General features: G+C 73.5%; 16 protein-coding genes. 7 read left to right on the top strand and 9 right to left on the bottom strand.

What is annotated here, in order from left to right; genetic code table 11:
• Positions 1 to 11 precede the first annotated feature (11 nt).
• Genes ACRAKH_RS28815 through ACRAKH_RS28805 form a run of 3 tightly spaced genes read left to right on the top strand, consistent with a single transcriptional unit; the run spans position 12 to position 2,912 of the window.
• On the top strand, positions 12 to 791 hold the full coding sequence (locus ACRAKH_RS28815) for an enoyl-CoA hydratase/isomerase family protein (RefSeq protein WP_380720915.1): 780 nt from the start codon (positions 12 to 14) through the stop codon (positions 789 to 791).
• Complete coding sequence (locus ACRAKH_RS28810) at positions 781 to 1,761, top strand: class I SAM-dependent methyltransferase (protein WP_380720912.1); 981 nt, start codon at positions 781 to 783, stop codon at positions 1,759 to 1,761. Before ACRAKH_RS28815 ends, ACRAKH_RS28810 begins: the two co-directional genes overlap by 11 nt.
• Positions 1,761 to 2,912 (top strand): THUMP-like domain-containing protein, encoded by a 1,152-nt coding sequence (locus tag ACRAKH_RS28805; RefSeq protein ID WP_447009411.1) that lies wholly within the window; start codon positions 1,761 to 1,763, stop codon positions 2,910 to 2,912. Before ACRAKH_RS28810 ends, ACRAKH_RS28805 begins: the two co-directional genes overlap by 1 nt.
• 120 nt (positions 2,913 to 3,032) lie before the next feature.
• Here ACRAKH_RS28805 and ACRAKH_RS28800 read toward each other — a convergent pair whose 3' ends face one another.
• On the bottom strand, positions 3,033 to 3,971 hold the full coding sequence (locus ACRAKH_RS28800) for a nucleoside hydrolase (protein ID WP_380728304.1): 939 nt from the start codon (positions 3,969 to 3,971) through the stop codon (positions 3,033 to 3,035).
• 144 nt (positions 3,972 to 4,115) lie between these two features.
• Between ACRAKH_RS28800 and ACRAKH_RS28795 the strand changes: the two genes are divergently transcribed.
• Positions 4,116 to 4,862: an acyltransferase gene (locus ACRAKH_RS28795; RefSeq protein ID WP_380728306.1), complete on the top strand. Its 747-nt coding sequence runs from the start codon at positions 4,116 to 4,118 to the stop codon at positions 4,860 to 4,862.
• Between the two features lie 7 nt (positions 4,863 to 4,869).
• On the opposite strand, the gene ACRAKH_RS28790 is transcribed toward ACRAKH_RS28795, so the two are convergent.
• The 3 genes from ACRAKH_RS28790 to ACRAKH_RS28780 form a co-directional block, all read right to left on the bottom strand.
• Positions 4,870 to 6,234, bottom strand: coding sequence for a hypothetical protein (locus ACRAKH_RS28790; RefSeq protein ID WP_380728308.1), 1,365 nt, complete (start codon positions 6,232 to 6,234; stop codon positions 4,870 to 4,872).
• A gap of 2 nt (positions 6,235 to 6,236) precedes the next feature.
• Complete coding sequence (locus ACRAKH_RS28785; protein WP_380728310.1) at positions 6,237 to 7,037, bottom strand: IclR family transcriptional regulator; 801 nt, start codon at positions 7,035 to 7,037, stop codon at positions 6,237 to 6,239.
• 191 nt (positions 7,038 to 7,228) lie between these two features.
• Positions 7,229 to 7,636, bottom strand: a complete 408-nt coding sequence (locus tag ACRAKH_RS28780) for a winged helix-turn-helix transcriptional regulator (protein ID WP_380728312.1) — start codon at positions 7,634 to 7,636, stop codon at positions 7,229 to 7,231.
• 79 nt (positions 7,637 to 7,715) lie between these two features.
• On the opposite strand from ACRAKH_RS28780, the gene ACRAKH_RS28775 reads away from it, so the two are divergent.
• Complete coding sequence (locus ACRAKH_RS28775; RefSeq protein WP_380728321.1) at positions 7,716 to 8,645, top strand: NADP-dependent oxidoreductase; 930 nt, start codon at positions 7,716 to 7,718, stop codon at positions 8,643 to 8,645.
• Positions 8,646 to 8,671: 26 nt separating this feature from the next.
• Here the strand turns inward: ACRAKH_RS28775 and ACRAKH_RS28770 are convergent, their stop codons facing one another.
• The 3 genes from ACRAKH_RS28770 to ACRAKH_RS28760 form a co-directional block, all read right to left on the bottom strand.
• Positions 8,672 to 9,922 (bottom strand): glycosyltransferase family 4 protein, encoded by a 1,251-nt coding sequence (locus ACRAKH_RS28770; RefSeq protein WP_447009410.1) that lies wholly within the window; start codon positions 9,920 to 9,922, stop codon positions 8,672 to 8,674.
• A gap of 343 nt (positions 9,923 to 10,265) precedes the next feature.
• Positions 10,266 to 11,765: a 1,4-alpha-glucan branching protein domain-containing protein gene (locus ACRAKH_RS28765; RefSeq protein WP_380728316.1), complete on the bottom strand. Its 1,500-nt coding sequence runs from the start codon at positions 11,763 to 11,765 to the stop codon at positions 10,266 to 10,268.
• A complete protein-coding gene (locus ACRAKH_RS28760) occupies positions 11,762 to 12,508 on the bottom strand; it encodes a class I SAM-dependent methyltransferase (protein WP_380728319.1) in 747 nt (248 codons plus the stop codon). Before ACRAKH_RS28760 ends, ACRAKH_RS28765 begins: the two co-directional genes overlap by 4 nt.
• A gap of 315 nt (positions 12,509 to 12,823) precedes the next feature.
• Between ACRAKH_RS28760 and ACRAKH_RS28755 the strand changes: the two genes are divergently transcribed.
• Together ACRAKH_RS28755 and ACRAKH_RS28750 are read left to right on the top strand one after the other, a co-directional pair.
• Entirely contained in the window at positions 12,824 to 13,936 is a 1,113-nt protein-coding gene (locus ACRAKH_RS28755) for a hypothetical protein (protein WP_447009409.1), read from the top strand.
• 225 nt (positions 13,937 to 14,161) lie between these two features.
• Positions 14,162 to 14,830: a hypothetical protein gene (locus ACRAKH_RS28750; RefSeq protein ID WP_447009408.1), complete on the top strand. Its 669-nt coding sequence runs from the start codon at positions 14,162 to 14,164 to the stop codon at positions 14,828 to 14,830.
• 71 nt (positions 14,831 to 14,901) lie between these two features.
• Here the strand turns inward: ACRAKH_RS28750 and ACRAKH_RS28745 are convergent, their stop codons facing one another.
• Positions 14,902 to 15,045, bottom strand: a complete 144-nt coding sequence (locus ACRAKH_RS28745; protein WP_380719452.1) for a hypothetical protein — start codon at positions 15,043 to 15,045, stop codon at positions 14,902 to 14,904.
• A gap of 109 nt (positions 15,046 to 15,154) precedes the next feature.
• Positions 15,155 to 16,000 (bottom strand): DegV family protein, encoded by an 846-nt coding sequence (locus tag ACRAKH_RS28740; protein ID WP_380719454.1) that lies wholly within the window; start codon positions 15,998 to 16,000, stop codon positions 15,155 to 15,157.
• Positions 16,001 to 16,165 lie beyond the last annotated feature (165 nt).

The raw sequence follows: 16,165 nt of genomic DNA, 5'->3' as shown, positions 1-16,165 counted from the left end.
GAGGAGGACCTGTGGCTGAGTTCGTGAGGCTCGAAGTCGAGGACGGGATCGGCACCATCCGGCTGGACCGCCCGCCGATGAACGCGCTGAACAGGCAGGTCCAAGAGGAGATCCGGTCCGCCGCCCTGGAGGCGGCCGACCGGGCCGACGTGTACTCCGTGATCGTGTACGGCGGTCCCAAGGTGTTCGCGGCCGGCGCGGACATCAAGGAGATGGCCGATCTGTCGTACGCCGAGATGGCGGCGCGCGCGGGCGCGTTCACGTCGGCGTTGCGCGCGGTCGAGGAGATCCCCAAGCCGACCGTGGCGGCCATCACCGGGTACGCCCTGGGCGGCGGGTTCGAGCTGGCCCTGTGCGCGGACCGCCGGATCGCGGGCGACAACGCCAAGGTCGGCCAGCCGGAGATCCTGCTCGGCGTCATCCCCGGCATGGGCGGCACGCAGCGCCTGCCGCGGCTGATCGGGCCGTCGCGCGCCAAGGACCTGATCTACACCGGCCGGTTCGTCGGCGCCGAGGAGGCGCTGCGGATCGGCATGGTGGACGAGGTCGTCGCCCCCGACGACGTGTACGGGGCGGCCAGGCGGTCGGCCGGGCAGTTCGTCAACGGCCCGGTGCGCGCGTACGCCGCCGCGAAGGCCGCCATCGACGGCGGGCTGGACACCGACCTGGGCAGCGGGCTGAAGCTGGAGAGCCAGCTGTTCGCGGCGATGTTCGCCACCGAGGACCAGAAGACCGGCATGGCGTCGTTCATCGAGAACGGGCCGGGGAAGGCGAAGTTCAGTGGCCGTTGATCACCAGGGCCCGACCGGTTCCGCCGACCCCAGGCCCAACCCGCACGCCACCGCCGACGAGATCGAGGCGGCGTACAAGGACCCCAAGCTCGCGAACGTGCTCTACCACGACTGGGAAGCGGGCACGTACGACGAGAAGTGGTCGATCTCGTACGACGAGCGCTGCATCACCTACGCCACCGACCGGTTCCGGGCGGTCGCGGGCGACGTCGGGCCGTACGGGCACGCGCTGGAGCTGGGCTGCGGCACGGGGTTCTTCCTGCTCAACCTGATGCAGGGCGGCGTCATCGGCAAGGGCTCGGTGACCGACCTGTCGCCCGGCATGGTCGAGGTGGCGCTGCGCAATGCCGAGCAGCTCGACCTGCCGGTGGACGGCCGGGTGGCCGACGCCGAGCGCATCCCCTACGACGACGACACGTTCGACCTGGTCGTCGGGCACGCGGTGCTGCACCACATCCCCGACGTGGCCGCCGCGATGCGCGAGGTGCTGCGCGTGCTGAAGCCGGGCGGGAAGTTCGTGTTCGCGGGCGACCCGACGAACGTCGGCAACTTCTACGCGCGCAAGCTCGGGCAGCTGACGTGGTGGCTGACGACCAACGTGACCAAGCTCGGCCCGCTGTCGGACTGGCGCCGGCCGCAGGAGGAGCTGGACGAGTCGTCCCGCGCCGCGGCCCTCGAAGCCGTGGTCGACCTGCACACGTTCGACCCGTCGGACCTGGAGCGGACGGCCCGGTCGGCGGGCGCGGTCGGCGTGCGGGCGGTGACCGAGGAGCTGTCGGCGGCCCTGTTCGGGTGGCCGGTGCGCACGTTCGAGGCCGCCGTGCCGCGGGAGAAGCTGGGCTTCGGGTGGGCGATGTTCGCCTACAAGACCTGGCAGCGGCTGTCCTGGGTGGACGAGAAGGTGCTCGCGAAGGTCCTCCCGCGCGAGGTCTTCTACAACGTGTCCGTGACGGGGCGCAAGCCGGTCTAGTGGGCTACGAGTTCAGCCTCGACGACGTGGCGTACCTGCGTTCCGACGCCGGGTCCGCCGCGTTGTCGGCGTTGGCCGACCTGCCGCTGACGCCCGCGTCCCGGCTCTCCGACGTGGCCCTGGCGAAGCGGGTCTCGCCGACGCGCTTCGCCGCCGTGCTGGAGACCGTCCTGCTGCGGCGCAAGGCGTCCGCGAAGGTGCCCTTCACCGACGGCCTGTTCACCTCCGACGCCTTGCAGCAGGCCACGCCGCACCCGGTGGCCGCGCACCGGGCCCGTCGGTTCACCGGCCCGGCGCACGACGTGACGTGCTCGATCGGCGCGGACCTCGCGGCGCTGCCCGAGGGGTCCGTCGGCTCGGACCTCGACCCGGTGCGGCTGGCGATGGCGCGGCACAACGTGGGCGACGCCGTGCCGCTCGTGCGGGCGGACGCGCTGCGGCCGGTGTCCCGCGGCACGGCGGTGCTCGCCGACCCGGCCCGCCGGGACGCGACCGGCCGGCGGACGTGGCGGCCCGCCGACTTCGCCCCGCCGCTCGACCTGCTGGCCGAGGCGTACGCCGAGCGCGACCTGGCCGTGAAGTGCGCCCCCGGCGTCGACTTCGCGGTCGCGCCGTGGGCCGACGAGGTGGAGCTGGTGTCGCTGGACGGCCAGGTGCGCGAGGCGTGCCTGTGGACGCGGGGCCTGGCCACGCCGGGCGTGTCGCGCCGCGCCACCGTGCTGCGGACCGGCGGTCCCGAGTGGACGATCACGTCCGCCGAACCGGACGACTGCCCCGTCACCGGACCCGACGAGTGGCTGGTCGACCCGGACGGCGCGGTCGTCCGCGCGGGCCTGGTGCGGCACTACGCGGCCCGGCACGGCCTGGCGCAGCTCGACGAGCGGATCGCCTACCTGACCGGACCGACCCCGCCGCCCGGCGTGCGCGCGTTCCGGGTGGTCGAGCACGGGCACTACAGCGAGAAGGCGCTGCGGGGCGTGCTGCGGGCGCACGACGTGGGGCGGCTGGAGATCCTGGTGCGCGGCCTCGACGTCGACCCGAACGCGCTGCGGCCGAGGCTGAAGCTGTCCGGTTCGGCCGAGGCCACCGTGGCGCTGACCAGGATCGGCCGCGAGCCGGTCTACCTGCTGGCCCACGCCGAACGCACCTAGCCGCCGCCCCCCGCCGTTCGCCTGACCTGCGCGCACCCCGCCCTCCGGTGCCTACCTGGCCGCCCCGCGCACCCGGCCCTCGCGCACACCCGGCGTCCCGCGCACCGAACCCTCTCGCTGTCAGCCGCCGAGGGCGCCCAGGCGGTCGAAGAGGAACGCGCGCATCCCGTCGAGGTCGGCGTCCAGCGCGATGTCCAGCGTCTTCGGGCCGGCCGCCTCCAACCGCCGGTCCACCAGCAGCGCGCCCCGGCCCGGCCCGAACGAGCAGTCCACGTCCACCGGGAAGGCCGTGGTCCGCACGATCCCCGGCCGGACCGCCTCCGCCACCGCGATCGCGTCGTGCACCGCCATGCCGTCCCAGCCGAGGAACCGCCGGTAGGTCTCCAGGTAGTCGGGGGTGAGGCCGACCAGCGCGGCGGCGGTGGGCGAGGTCTTCGCCAGGTCGGCCAGCCACTGGGCGCTCACCGCGCACCGGCGGGTCAGGTCCATCGGGACCAGCGTCGTCGGCACGTCCTCCTCCACGAGCACGCGCCGGGCCGCCTCGGGGTCGCTCCAGACGTTGAACTCGGCGGAGGCCGTGATGTTGCCGCCCTCCACCCCGCCGCCCATGACGACGAGCCGGCCGATCTTCGGCTTCACGTGGGGGTGGGCGGCCAGCAGCAGCGCGATGTTGGTCAGCGGGCCGATGGGGACGATCGTGACGGGCCGGTCGGCCTGCTCGAGGAGTTCCCGCAGCAGCGTGACGGCGTCCCGCGCGTCCGGGCCGCGGGTCGGCTCGGGGAGGGTGTGGGCGTAGCCGGAGAGGCCGTCCGAGCCGTGGGCGCTGGACAGGTGCGGGTGGGGGTGGACCAGCGGGCGCGCCGCGCCCACCGCGACCGGCACGTCGTCCCGGCCCAGGAGCGCGAGCAGGCGCAGGGCGTTCCGCGTGGTGTTCTCCAGCGAGACGTTGCCGAAGACCGTGGTCACGCCGATCAACTCGACCTCGGGGCTGGCGACCGCGAGGGCCAGGGCGAGGGCGTCGTCCACACCCGGGTCGGTGTCGATGATGAGAGGGGTCACGTGCCAATCCTCACCCCACCGCCTCCCTCCGCATCCCGCAGGTGGAGGAGTGGGAGCTGTCGCGGCCGGCCGCGACGCAGGAGGTCCAACGAGCCCCCGCGGGTTCGTCGAGAGGCGGACGGTGAGGCTGGTTAGAGTGCCCGCGTGACGAGTATGTGGGGCGCACCGGTGTGGACGAGGTGGCGCAGGTCGCGCCGCGACCCGGCGCAGGCCAGGTTCCTCACCGTCGCATCGCTGCGCTGGGTGCTGCGGCACCGCGCGTACACGCCCTGGTACCTGGTGCGGTACTGGCGGCTGCTGCGGTTCCGGTTGGCGAACCCCCACGTGGTGCTGCGCGGCATGGTGTTCCTGGGCAAGGGCGTGGAGCTGCACTGCCGCCCCGGCTACGGCAGGCTGGAGATCGGCCGCTGGGTGCACATCGGCGACGGCAACGCCATCCGCTGCCACGAGGGCTCGCTGCGCATCGGCGACAAGGCCGTGTTCGGCAAGGACAACACGGTGAACTGCTACCTCGACGTCGAGATCGGCGCGGCCACCCTGATCGCCGACTGGGTCTACATCTGCGACTTCGACCACGTGACCGCCGACATCACCCTGCCGATCAAGGACCAGGGCATCGTGAAGTCGCCGGTGCGCATCGGCCCGGACTGCTGGCTCGGCACGAAGGTCACGGTCACCCGCGGCACGCGGATCGGGCGCGGCTGCGTGATCGGCGCGCACGCCGTGGTGCGCGGCGACGTGCCGGACTTCAAGATCGCCGTGGGCCTCCCGGCGAGGGTCGTGAAGGACCGCCGGGAGGACTACGAGGCGGACGCCGTGCGCCGGGCCGCCGTCGCCGACATGGCGCGCAAGGCGCGGGAAGCGCTGGAGCGGTCGCAGAACGGCCAGTAGCAGCCGGTCAGGCGTTCAACGCCCGGTAGGGGCGCACGATGTCCTCGATGAACCCGGTCAGCTCCTCGTCCAGCCGGGTGTGCGACGGGTCGTCGACCTCGTTGTCGATGGCGTGCACCCGCCCCGCGACGCGGTCGTACACGCGCAGCCGGTCGAAGCCGTCGGACACGTACAGCGAGTTGGCGACGATGCTGGGCAGCCGGTGGTCGTCGGACACGGTGACGGTGATGTTCGGCTCCGCGACCTGGATGCGCGGCGCCTGCGCCCGCGAGACCAGGCGCGCCGACCGGACGTCCGTGGACGCCCGGACGTGGATCACCCGCGCGGACGACAGGACCGCCTCGCCGAAGACGTCCAGCGCCTTGACCACGTCCGACCGCGCGAACTCGACCAGCGTCACGGCCGTCTCGCCGCGGTTCTGCGCCACGCGCTGCGCCAGCGCGGCCAGCGCCGGCCCGAGGTTCTCCTCGCGGGACACCCGGAACGCGCCGCCCGCGTCGGCGGAGAAGCCGTGGCCGCGGTCGCCGTCGAGCAGCATCACGCGGTGCATGAAGTCGTGGAACGCGTAGATGTAGTCGGTCAGCTCGTCCACGTGCAGCCGCAACGCCGTCAGCTTCTCGGCCAGCCGCCGCCGCACCAGCGACTTGCCCGCGCCCGGCAACCCGGTGATGAACACGACCTGCGCGGAGTGGCGGAAGGCGGTGTGCCGCAGCACCGCCTCCTCGGCGACGGGGTTGAGCCCGTACTTCACCCGCAGGTCGCGCAGCCGGTCCGCGATCTCGGCGCGGTCCTCGTGCCGCCGCACGGCGCCGAGCAGCTGGTCCGCGAGCACGGACTCGATCGGCAGGGACTTCGCCCACACCTCCTCGAAGTGCGTCAGGAACACCTTGGCGGGCGACATGCCGTCGAGCCGGTTGGGCCGGTCGCGGTCGCCGTCGCGGTGGTTGAGCACGGTGTGGTGGGTGCCGCCGGTGAACACGTGGTACGACAGGTCGTCGCTGTTGAGCGCGTTGGCGACCTTGACGTCGAAGCCCTTGCTCAGCAGCTCCGCGCCCGCCTTCAGGCACTCCTGGCTCTCCCGCGTCACGATGCGGACGCCCAGCCCGGTGTTGATCCGCTGCCAGGCCGACTGGATGTCGTGCAGCACCGCGGTGCGGCCCGCCGACTGGAGGTTCGGCACGAACGCGTCCAGCCGGCGCACGTCGGGGCGTTGCGAGATGCGCAGCACGGTGGACAGGTAGCTGCGCCGGGACACCTTGCGGGACAACGCCCTCGGCACCTTCCGGCGGGTCCACAGGGTCCGCCCGGCGGCGACGATGCCCGCCACCGACACCCCACTGGCGATCGAGACCGCCAACTGGCCCCACTGCATCGCTACGCCTCCTCGGGCAGGTCGTGCACGAAACCCGGGTACGGGTCGCCGCGGTGCTCGCTCATGACTTCCGCGATCTTCGCGGCCTCGGACCGCAGGTCGGGCACGTAGCGGGCGAGGTTGCGGCGGACGCTGTGCACGACCACGCCGAGCGCCGCCTTGACCGAGCCGTCCGTGTCCAGCACCGGCACGGCCACCGAGCACGAGCCGAGCGTCATCTCCTCGACGGTGAGCGCGTACCCGCGTTCCCTGGTGATCGCGAGCTCCCGGCGCAGCCTGCCCGCCTCGACGATCGTGTGCCGCGTGCAGCGCCCCAGCGGCCGCGCGCAGTACGTCTCGATGAACTCCGCGCTGGCGAACGCGAGCAGCACCTTGCCCACACCGGTGGGGTGCATCGGTAATCGGCTGCCGTCGCGCGAGATTATGGGCACCGCGCGGTGTCCGGTGATCTTCGCGATGTAGAACGCGTCGTGCCCGTCGCGCACCGCGAAGTGGATGTTCTCCTTGCTCCGCTCGTACAGGTCCTGCATGAACGGCATCGCGATCTCCCGCAGCCGCCGCGGGAACGGCGACAGCAGACCGATCTCCCACAGCCTGGTGCCGATCTGGTACCGGTTGTCGGCGGTGCGCTCCAGCGCCCGCCACGCCTCCAGCTCGCCGACGAGCCGGTGCGCCGTGGCCAGCGGCATGGCGCACCGGGCGGCGAGCTCGGTCAGCGTCAGCGTGGGGTGCCCGACGTCGAACGCGCCGAGGAGGTCCAACGCCCGTGAGGTGACCGATCGTCCGCTGCCCCTGGTGCCCATCCGTCCTCCGCTTCGGATCTCCGTTGCGGAGGACGATCCTCGGGAGCCGGCACGGGCGGAAGCTCCGGCTTCCGTCCACCGGAACCACGGCCGGGTGAATTGCGATAGCCGCACGTCACGGCGGTGCCCCGGTTTCCGGTGGCCGGCGAGCTACCGTCCACCGGAAGCGCCTCGACGGCGCGGGCCCGCCCTCAGACGGGCTGCAGCTCCTCGCCCGCCCGCTTGTCGTACGCCTCCTGCGCGACGCGGATGTCGTCGATGTGCGTCTCCGCCCACACCCGGATGGCGTCCATCAGCCCGCCCACGTTCTGGCCGAGCGGGGTGAGGCTGTACTCGACGCGCGGTGGCACGCTGGGGTAGACGGCGCGGTGCACGAGGCCCGCGCGTTCCAGGTCCCGCAACGTCTGGGTGAGCATCTTCTGGGTGATGCCGTCGAGGCGGCGGCGCAGCTCGCCGAACCGCAGCGTGCCGGGCCGCAAACCCGCCACGACCAGGCACACCCACTTGTTCGTCAGCAGGTCCAGCACCGCGCGTGACGCGCAGTTGCGGAGGAAGGCGTCGGCGCCGCCGTGGGCGCGCAGGTCAGGGACGGTATACATGAGGTACCTCAATACCATTCAGGTGCCTTCTTCACAACAGGTACCACCCACGGCGATGCTTTCGACCATGACGAACGAAATGCGAGCGGTGACGGTGGAGACCCTCGGCGCGCCCGAGGTGATGCGGGTCCGGGAGGTCGCGCGACCGACCGCGGGGATGGACGAGATCGTGGTGCGGGTCCGCGCGGCGGGCGTGAACGCAGTGGACTGGAAGGTGCGGCAGAACGGCTACTGGCTGACCACGCCGTACGTGCCCGGCTGGGACGTCTCCGGCGTCGTGGAGTCCGTGCCCGACGGCGAGAACCGGTTCCGGGTCGGCGACGAGGTGTTCGGCATGCCCCACTTCCCGCGCCCGGCCGGCGCGTACGCCGAGTACGTCGCCGCGCCCGCGCGCCACTTCGCCCGCAAGCCCGAAGGGCTCGACCACGTCCACGCGGCGGCCCTGCCGCTGGCCGCGCTCACCGCGTGGCAGGCCCTCACCGAGGCCGCCGAGGTCAAGGCGGGCGACCGGGTGCTGGTCCACGCCGCGGCGGGCGGTGTCGGGCACCTCGCCGTGCAGCTGGCGAAGCACCTCGGCGCGTGGGTGATCGGCACCGCCAGTGCCGGCAAGCACGACCTGCTGCGCGAGCTGGGCGCCGACGAGCTGGTCGACTACCGGACCCGCGACTTCGGCGAGCTGCGGGACGTCGACGTGGTGATCGACCTGATCGGCGGCGACGACTACGAGGCGCGGTCGATGCGCGTGCTCAAGCCCGGCGGGCGCTACGTCGGCCTGACCAACCCGTCGGCGCTGCCCGAGCTGCGGGCCAAGGCGGAGCCGCTGGGCGTCCGCGCCGCGACGGTGTTCGTGGCGCCCGACCACGCCGCCCTGGAGCGCGTGGCCGACCTGGTGGCGCGCGGCGAGCTGAAGGTGGTCGTCGCCGAGACGTTCCCGCTGGAGGACGTCGCCAAGGCGCACGAGCTGGGCGAGGCGAACCGGACCACCGGCAAGATCGTGCTCACGGTGTGACGCCGTGCCCGGGGCCCGCGCGCCGGTCAGAGGAACACGTTGCCGGTCGGGATCTTGGGGCGGCCCAGCGGCGGGTGGTCGCGCACGGTCGCGGACCGGTAGACGGCGGCGGTGTCGACGGCGATCTTCGACCAGTCGAAGTCCGTGGCCAGGCGGGACTTCGCGGCACGGGCGCGGCGCAGGGCGGCGGGCCGGTCGTCCAGGACGGACCGGACGGCGCCCGCGAGCGCGTCGACGTCGCCCGGCGCGAACGACAAGCCGGTCACGCCGTCGAGCACGACCTCGCCGAGGCCGCCGGCGGTGGAGGCCACCAGCGGGGTGCCGGCCGCCGCGGCCTCCAGCGCCACGATCCCGAACGGCTCGTACCGGCTCGGCAGCACGACGGCGTCCGCCGCCGCCAGCGTCGCGGCCAGCGCGCGGTCCGACAGGTGGCCGACGAAGTCGACGGCCCGGCGCACCTTGTGCTTGCGGGCCTGCTCGACCAGCCAGTCCCGGTGCGTGCCGGTGCCCGCCACGACGAGGCGCGTGCCGGGGTGGGCGCGGCGGACGCGGGGGAGGGCGGCGATCAGGTCCTGCACGCCCTTCTCCCACTCCAGCCGTCCGAAGAACAGCAGCAGGGGCGCGCCGGCGGGGCTGTGCGCGGCACGGGCGGCGTCGACGTCGGACGTCCGCACGCGCCACCGGCGCGGCTCGATCCCGTTGTGCAGCACGGTGACGTCCGCCGGCTCGACGTCGAACAGGTGCGCCACCTCGGTCCGCATCGCGGCCGAGCAGGTGATCACCGCGTCCGCCCGGTTCGCCAACCACCACTCGACCGAGTGCACCTGCTGGTTCAACGTCTGCGACAGCCACCCGCTGTGCCGGCCGGCCTCGGTCGCGTGCACGGTCGCCACCAGCGGCACGCCGCACGCCTCGGCCAGCGCGATCGCGGGGTGCGCGACGAGCCAGTCGTGCGCGTGCACGACGTCCGGCCGCCAGTCGCGCAGCAGCGCCAGCCCGGCGCGGGCCATCGCGTGGCCCATGGCCAGCGTCCACGCCACCAGGTCGCGCTCGAACACCAGGTGCGCCGGGTCCTCGGCGACGCGGATCAGCCGCACCCCGTCGACGAGGTCGTCCGACGTGGGGTGCGTGACGGCGTCCGTGCCCGCGGGCCGGCGGCACAGCACGACCACCTCGTGCCCCTGCGCGGCCAGGTGCCCGGCCAGCGCGTGCACGTGCCGGCCCAACCCGCCCACGACGACCGGCGGGTACTCCCAGGACAACATCAGCACGCGCATGGGCCATCCCTGTGTTCGATTGCGCCGTGTTTGATTGCGCCGTGTTTGATTGCGCCGTGTTTGATTGCGCCGCCTCCGGCGTCGCGGCTCGGTCGCCTGGAAGTCGGTCGTTCGCAGGTGATTTCCGACGATCGAAGAGCGTGATCGTCGGAAATCACCTGCGAACGACCGACGCGACCTCGCGTGGCGGTCCAGTTTGCGGGTAGTGGGCTGGTAGCGGCTAGAGGGCAGCGGTCGGGGAGCCGTGAGGGGCGCGAAGGAGAGCGGTCGGGAGCGGCGTGCGGCGCGAGGGTGCGGCGCGAGGGTGCGGCGGGGTCGCGGGGTGGGGAGGCACCGGGCGGCGTCACCTGGCCAGCCCTCGCGCGTCGAGGTGGCCGAACGGCCCGTCGACCCGGCGGAGCTCGGCCGCCCGGCCGTGCCCGCGCCCGACGCGCCGCAACGCGGCCAGCTCGGCGAACCGGTCCGCGTGCACCTTGGCCCGGTAGCGGGCGTAGTCGGCGGCGGAGTCCTTGGTGACCATGAACGCCCAGTCGCTCGACAGCGCCAGCAACGCCTCGCGCACGGCCTGGTCGGCGACGGGGTCGCGCACCGCGCCGGACAGGTCCAGCGCGAGCAGTTCCCGCTGCACGGCGGCGTTGCCCTGCACGATGTCGTCGACCTGCGGGCCGTTCCACACGTGCCAGTCCTTGCCCGCGCCCCACGACGACGGCGGCACGTCGACCGGCGCGCCCACGTGCCCGGCCTCGACGGCGCCGCGCAGCGTCGTCACCCGCACGCCCGCCTCAGGCAGCGCGCGGAGCACCGCCTCCAGCCACGCCGGGCCCTCGTGCCACCAGTGCCCGTACAGCTCGGTGTCGTACGCCGCCACGACCAGCGACGGCCGGCCGTGCTGCGCCTTCAGCGCCCGCAGCCGCCGCACCACCGTGTCCACGAAGTCCGCCGCGTGCCGCCGCACCGCCTCGGCCGCCAACTCCGGCTCGTACGGCCGCTTGTCGGACGGCTCGACGTTCTTCCCCGTCACCCGCGACGGCTTGAGCCCGCTGGCGTGGTCGTAGGTGTGGAAGTCCCGGTACGCCGGGTCGCCCGGGTAGCCGACCCTGGGCGACCACACCCGGTACGACACCTCCAGGTCGCGCCCGAAGCACACGACGTCGCTGGAGCCGACCGGGCGGCCGGCCGCGGTGTCGCCGCGCAGCGACGGGCCGTCCACCAGGAACCGCCGCACCCCGGCCCGCGCGTAGTCGTGCTCCATGCCCGGCGCGTACGCGCACTCGGGCGCCCAGATGCCCTCGGGCGTCGACCCGATCCGGTGCGCCGTGTCGGCCAGGCCGGTGCGCAGCGAGAACGCCCGCACCCGCGGGTCGAGCAGGGGCTGGAACGGGTGCGCGGCCGGCCCGCCCAGCAGCTCGATCGTCCGCGAGTCCACCAGGGGCCGCAGCACCGGCGAGAACCCGTGCCGCCACCGCGTCTCGAAGCGCTCCAGCGCCCACGCCGCGGCACGGTGCTCGCGGGCGGCGAGGTCCGGGAGTCGGGACGACGCGCTGTGCGCCCGCAGCTGCCAATTGCCGAGCCAGTCGTGCAGGCCGCGCAGGCTGTACGGGTCGTCCAGCTGCGCGGCCAGGACCGGCGTCACGCCGAGCGTCAGCACGTCCTCGCGGCCCTCGGCGGCGAACCGCTCCAGCAGGTCCACCACCGGCAGGTACGAGTGCGCCCACGCCTGGTACAGCCACTCCTCGCCGACCGGCCAGGCACCGTGGTGCGCAAGCCACGGCAGGTGGCTGTGCAGGACGAGGCAGAACGTCCCCTCGTCGCCCGCCGCCGGGCGGTTCGCCGCCGTCGTCACGCGCGCACCGCCACGGCGACCAGGTCGAGGCTCGCGTCCAGGTCCTCGGTGGTGATCTCGAAGTCCTCGCTGCGCACGGACGACACGGCGGCCAGCAGGTCCGCAGGCCACTCGCCGCCGTCCACCACCACGGCCACCTGCGCGTCGATGACCGACCCGCCGAACCGCTCGTCCAGCGCCCGCAGCGCCGGCCCGTGCCGCAGCCCGGCCAGCAGCTCGACCTCCAGCCCCGCGTCGACCAGCAGCCCGCGCAGCTCGGCGGGGGCCAGCTCACGGGTGTGGAACGGGTTGAGCGGGGTGTCGCGGCCGGGGGAGAACGTGATCCGGTTGGGCGTGGTGACCAGCAGCCGCCCGCCGGGGCGCAGCACGCGCGCGCACTCGGCCAGGAAGCCCTCCTGGTCCCACAGGTGCTCGATGACCTGCAGGTTGGCCACCACGTCCACGCTCGCGTCGCGCAGCGGCAGCGACGCCAGGTTGCCGCGCAGGACGGTCAGCTCCGGGTACGCCCGGCCGGCGTGCGCGGCGGTCGTCTCGTCGTAGTCGAGCGCGACGACCCGCGCGGCGTGCCCGGCGATCAGCGCGGCGCCGTAGCCCTCGCCGCACCCGGCCTCCAGCACGACCGCGCCGACGCAGTGCCGGACGAGGTCGAGGTACGCCGCCTCGTGGCGGCGGAACCAGTAGTTCTCCTCGGCGATCCCGGGCACGGTGCGCTCACCGGTGAGGGGCAGCGGCTCGACGGTCACCCGACCAGCCTAGTTCCCCGTTACTCGCGGGTAGCCATCGCCTGTCCGCCCGAACGTCACTGTTTCGTGTGAACTTATCGACATGGGGTGCTCCGAGTTTGTTGCTCTCGGCATTCTCACCATCCGTAGTGCATTCCTTCGGAATAACACTATCGAGTGACTCCGGCGGATCTGATCCCGATCTTCCACGATAGTGTTCCCGCAGTTCGGCGGGCGCATCGGCGGTCCCGGTCGCGGGTAGTCGAGGCTGGTCATCTGCCGGTCGAGTGCCTTACGCTCGGTACTCTCGGCCAATCTTCAACGAGTGGGGCCGCCATGGGTGCGAAAGAGTCGGAGATTGTTCCGCTGCACGCGGGTTTCGACGTCGTCTACCGAGGATTCCACCGCCGACAGGTGCTCGAGCACCTGGAGAACCTGGAAGAACAGCTCAAGTTCACGACCGTCGACCGCGCCGAGGCGCTGGCCCAGGCGGCAGACCTGCGCAAGCTGCTGGAGATGACCAGGCGCGACCTGGACGAGGCACGGGCCCGCATCGAGCGGTTGGAGATGTCGCCCGGCACGACGTCGGGCGCGACCGAGCGCCTGCACCGGATGCTCCTGCTCGCCGAGGAGGAGGCGAACGACCTGCGGTTGCGCGCGGACCGCGACGTCACCGCGCTGCGCGAGCGCACCGACGCGGAGCTGGCCGAGCAGCGCCGGCAGGCGGAGGAGGAGCTGGCCGCGCTGCGGGCGGCGGCCGACGCGCACGCGCGCGAGCAGCGCGAGGCCGCCAACCAGCGGGCGGCCGAGCTGGACCAGCGGGAAGTCGACCTGGAACGCCGCCGGGCCGAGGTCGAGGCGCACCTCAGGGCGCGGGCCGAGGAGGTCGACGCGGAGTGCGCGGAGACCGTGGCCAGGGCGGAGGCCGAGGCGGAGCGGCTGCTGGCGGAGGCGGCGCAGCGGTGCCGCGAGCTGGAGGCGGAGTCCGACGCGAAGCGCGTCAAGGCGCAGAACTTCTTCGAGCTGACCATGAACCGGCGGCGCAACGAGGCCGACCAGCACTTCGCGCAGCAGGAGGAGCTGGCCAAGGCGCGGGCCGCGTTCCTGATCAAGCTCGCGGCGCGGGAGGCGCACCGGCGGATCGCCGAGATCCAGCAGCGGTCCGACGAGCTGCACGACCTGCGGCGGACGGTGGCGGCGGAGCTGGCCGCGGCGCGGGCGGCGCTGGAGGCGGCGGCGGACGAGGTGCCGTCGCTGATCCCGGAGCAGGTGTCGAACGACGACGGTCCGCGCGTGGACGGGCAGCGCGTGGACACCCGGCCGGTGGACGGGCAGCGCGTGGACGGCTTCCCGGTGGACGGGTTGCCGCTGGACGGGAAGCGCGTCGACGGGCAGGGCGCGCCGGCGCCCGACGGCAAAGCCGTGGACGGACGGCGGGTGGGTGCTTGACGGAGGTTCGGCCGAGACGACCTGCCCTGCCACCGGTGTGGGGGCAGGTCGTCCAGCGGAGGACGTCGCGCTGAGCGGGGCGGGCGGCCGGGACCGCGGTCGCCCGCCCGGATCGGCACTGCGATGAGCCGACGGTGCGCCGTGCGCGCGCGGCGGCGGTGGGAACAGGTGTTGGTGATCGGGCGCGGCGGGCAGGCCGCGTCCGGCGTGGGCTAGGGGTGCGGGATGTCTGGCGCGTTGGTGATCGGGTTGTGCGCCCTGTCGTTCGCCGCGGGGTGCGTGGTGACGGCGGTCATGCTCAGGCGCGAGCGAACACCGGAGCCCGAGGTGCGGCCGGAGGGCCCGCCGCCGATCCCGGACGTGGAGCTGCGGTGGCCGCCCGAGGACTACGTGACCAAGCCGATCCACCGGAACCCGGTGATGGGCATCCCGACCGCGCTGCCGCCGCCCGAGCCGTCGCGGCCGACGCTCGTCGTGGTGCCGGACCCGGAGCCGGAGGACGAGACCGAGGAACCCGTGCGGCAGGACGAAGTGCGCCGCATGCGCGTGGTGCGCGACGTGCCTGACGACCCCGACCCCGACCGGCGCGAGCACGAGCCGGAACCCACCAGGCAACTCTCGATGGCGGGCTACCTGTCGGGGCCCGTGGAAGGGCCGAGCGCGGTGCCCGACGTGCCGCCGCGCGCCGTGGAGCGGCCGAGTGCGGTGCCGGACGCGCTGCCGCGCCCCGCGGACGCGCCGGACGAGCCGGCTGGAGCAGTCACGGGGGCGCGGCCGGACAGCGGCGAAGGCGGGCCCGTGGTGATCCACGTGCCCGCCCAGACCGAATCCGCGGCCGAACCCCGGGCGTCACTCCCGGTCGACACCGCCGGCCGCCAGTCGGGCAACGCCTGACGCGGCGAAGCCCTCCGGCGCCCCGTAGCCGTCGGGGCCCCGCGATCGGGGTCCCGGTCGGCAGCGCCCGGTCAGCGCTTGCGGAGCTTGCGCAGGAGCTGCTGCGCCTTGGCCTTGTTGCGGGGGTCGCGGGCCACGTGCTTGACCTGCTCGGTGATCCGGCGGCCCTGCGGGCTCCGGGCGAACGCGCTGAGCTTGCTGAACAGAGAAGCCATGTCCACCTCCTTCCCTGCTCAGCCAACGGTCAAACGCGTTGCGGAGTTCCGCACCGCCGCGGACGGCGAAGAATCGCGCCAAACCCGCCGGCGTTGGCCCGATCGGGCGCTAGACGGGCGACACCGTCACGCCGAGCGCGCCCGGACCGACGTGCGCGCCGATCGCCGAGCTGACCTCGGTGACGAGGAACCGCCGCACGTTCGGCAGCTTCGCGCGCAGCTGGTCGAGGACGCTCCGGGCGCGCTCGGCGGCGTCGAAGTGCTCGACCGCGATGTCCACCGCCTCCCGGCCCGCCCGCTTGACCGCGATGTCGACCAGCTTGCGCACGGCCCGTTCCGCGCCGAGCACCTTGTCCAGCGGCGTGATCTGCCCGTCCGCCACGGTGAGCAGTGGTTTCATCGACAGCGCCGAGCCGAGCAGGGCGGTCGCCCGGCCGATCCGCCCGCCGCGCTGGAGGTACTCCAGCGTGTCCACGTAGATGAGCTCGCTGCTGCGGCTGACGCTGTGCCGTGCGGCGGAGACGACCCGGTTCACGTCACCTCCGGCGGCGGCCACGGTGGCGGCGGCCACCACGGCGTACCCGAGGCTCATGCCGCACGTCTGCGTGTCCACCACGTGGACCGGCACCTGCGACTGCGCGGCGGCCTGCCGGGCCGCCTCCACGGTCCGCGACAGGCCGGTCGACACGTGCAGCGACACGATCGCGTCCACCCCGGAGGCCGCCGCGTCCGCGTACGCCCAGAAGAACGCGCCGGGGTCGGGCGGGGCGGTGGCCACGTCGACGTGCCCGTCGCGCAGGGCGTCCACGAGCTTCGGCACGGGGACGCGCGCCTCGTCGTCCACCCAGTCCCCGATGCGAATCTGGATCTGCGCCACCGTCACGCCGAGCTTCTCGGTCAACTGCGGCGGCAGGCACGCGGTGGAGTCCGTGACAATCGCTACTCGCCGGAACATGCGTTCGAACCTAGCCGAGCCGGGGCGGCGTCTGTAACGCCCGCGGCGGGTTGTCCGACATTGTCCGAATGGCCTGTTCCCGCCCAGTGAGCATCATCACGCGGCCGGGGTGCTTGCAGTCGCTTGCACCCCTCCTACCGGTGGGTAACATTCGGGTGGCCGACA

This window comes from Saccharothrix hoggarensis, assembly GCF_052936025.1.
This window is presented reverse-complemented; position numbering and strand designations above follow the sequence as displayed.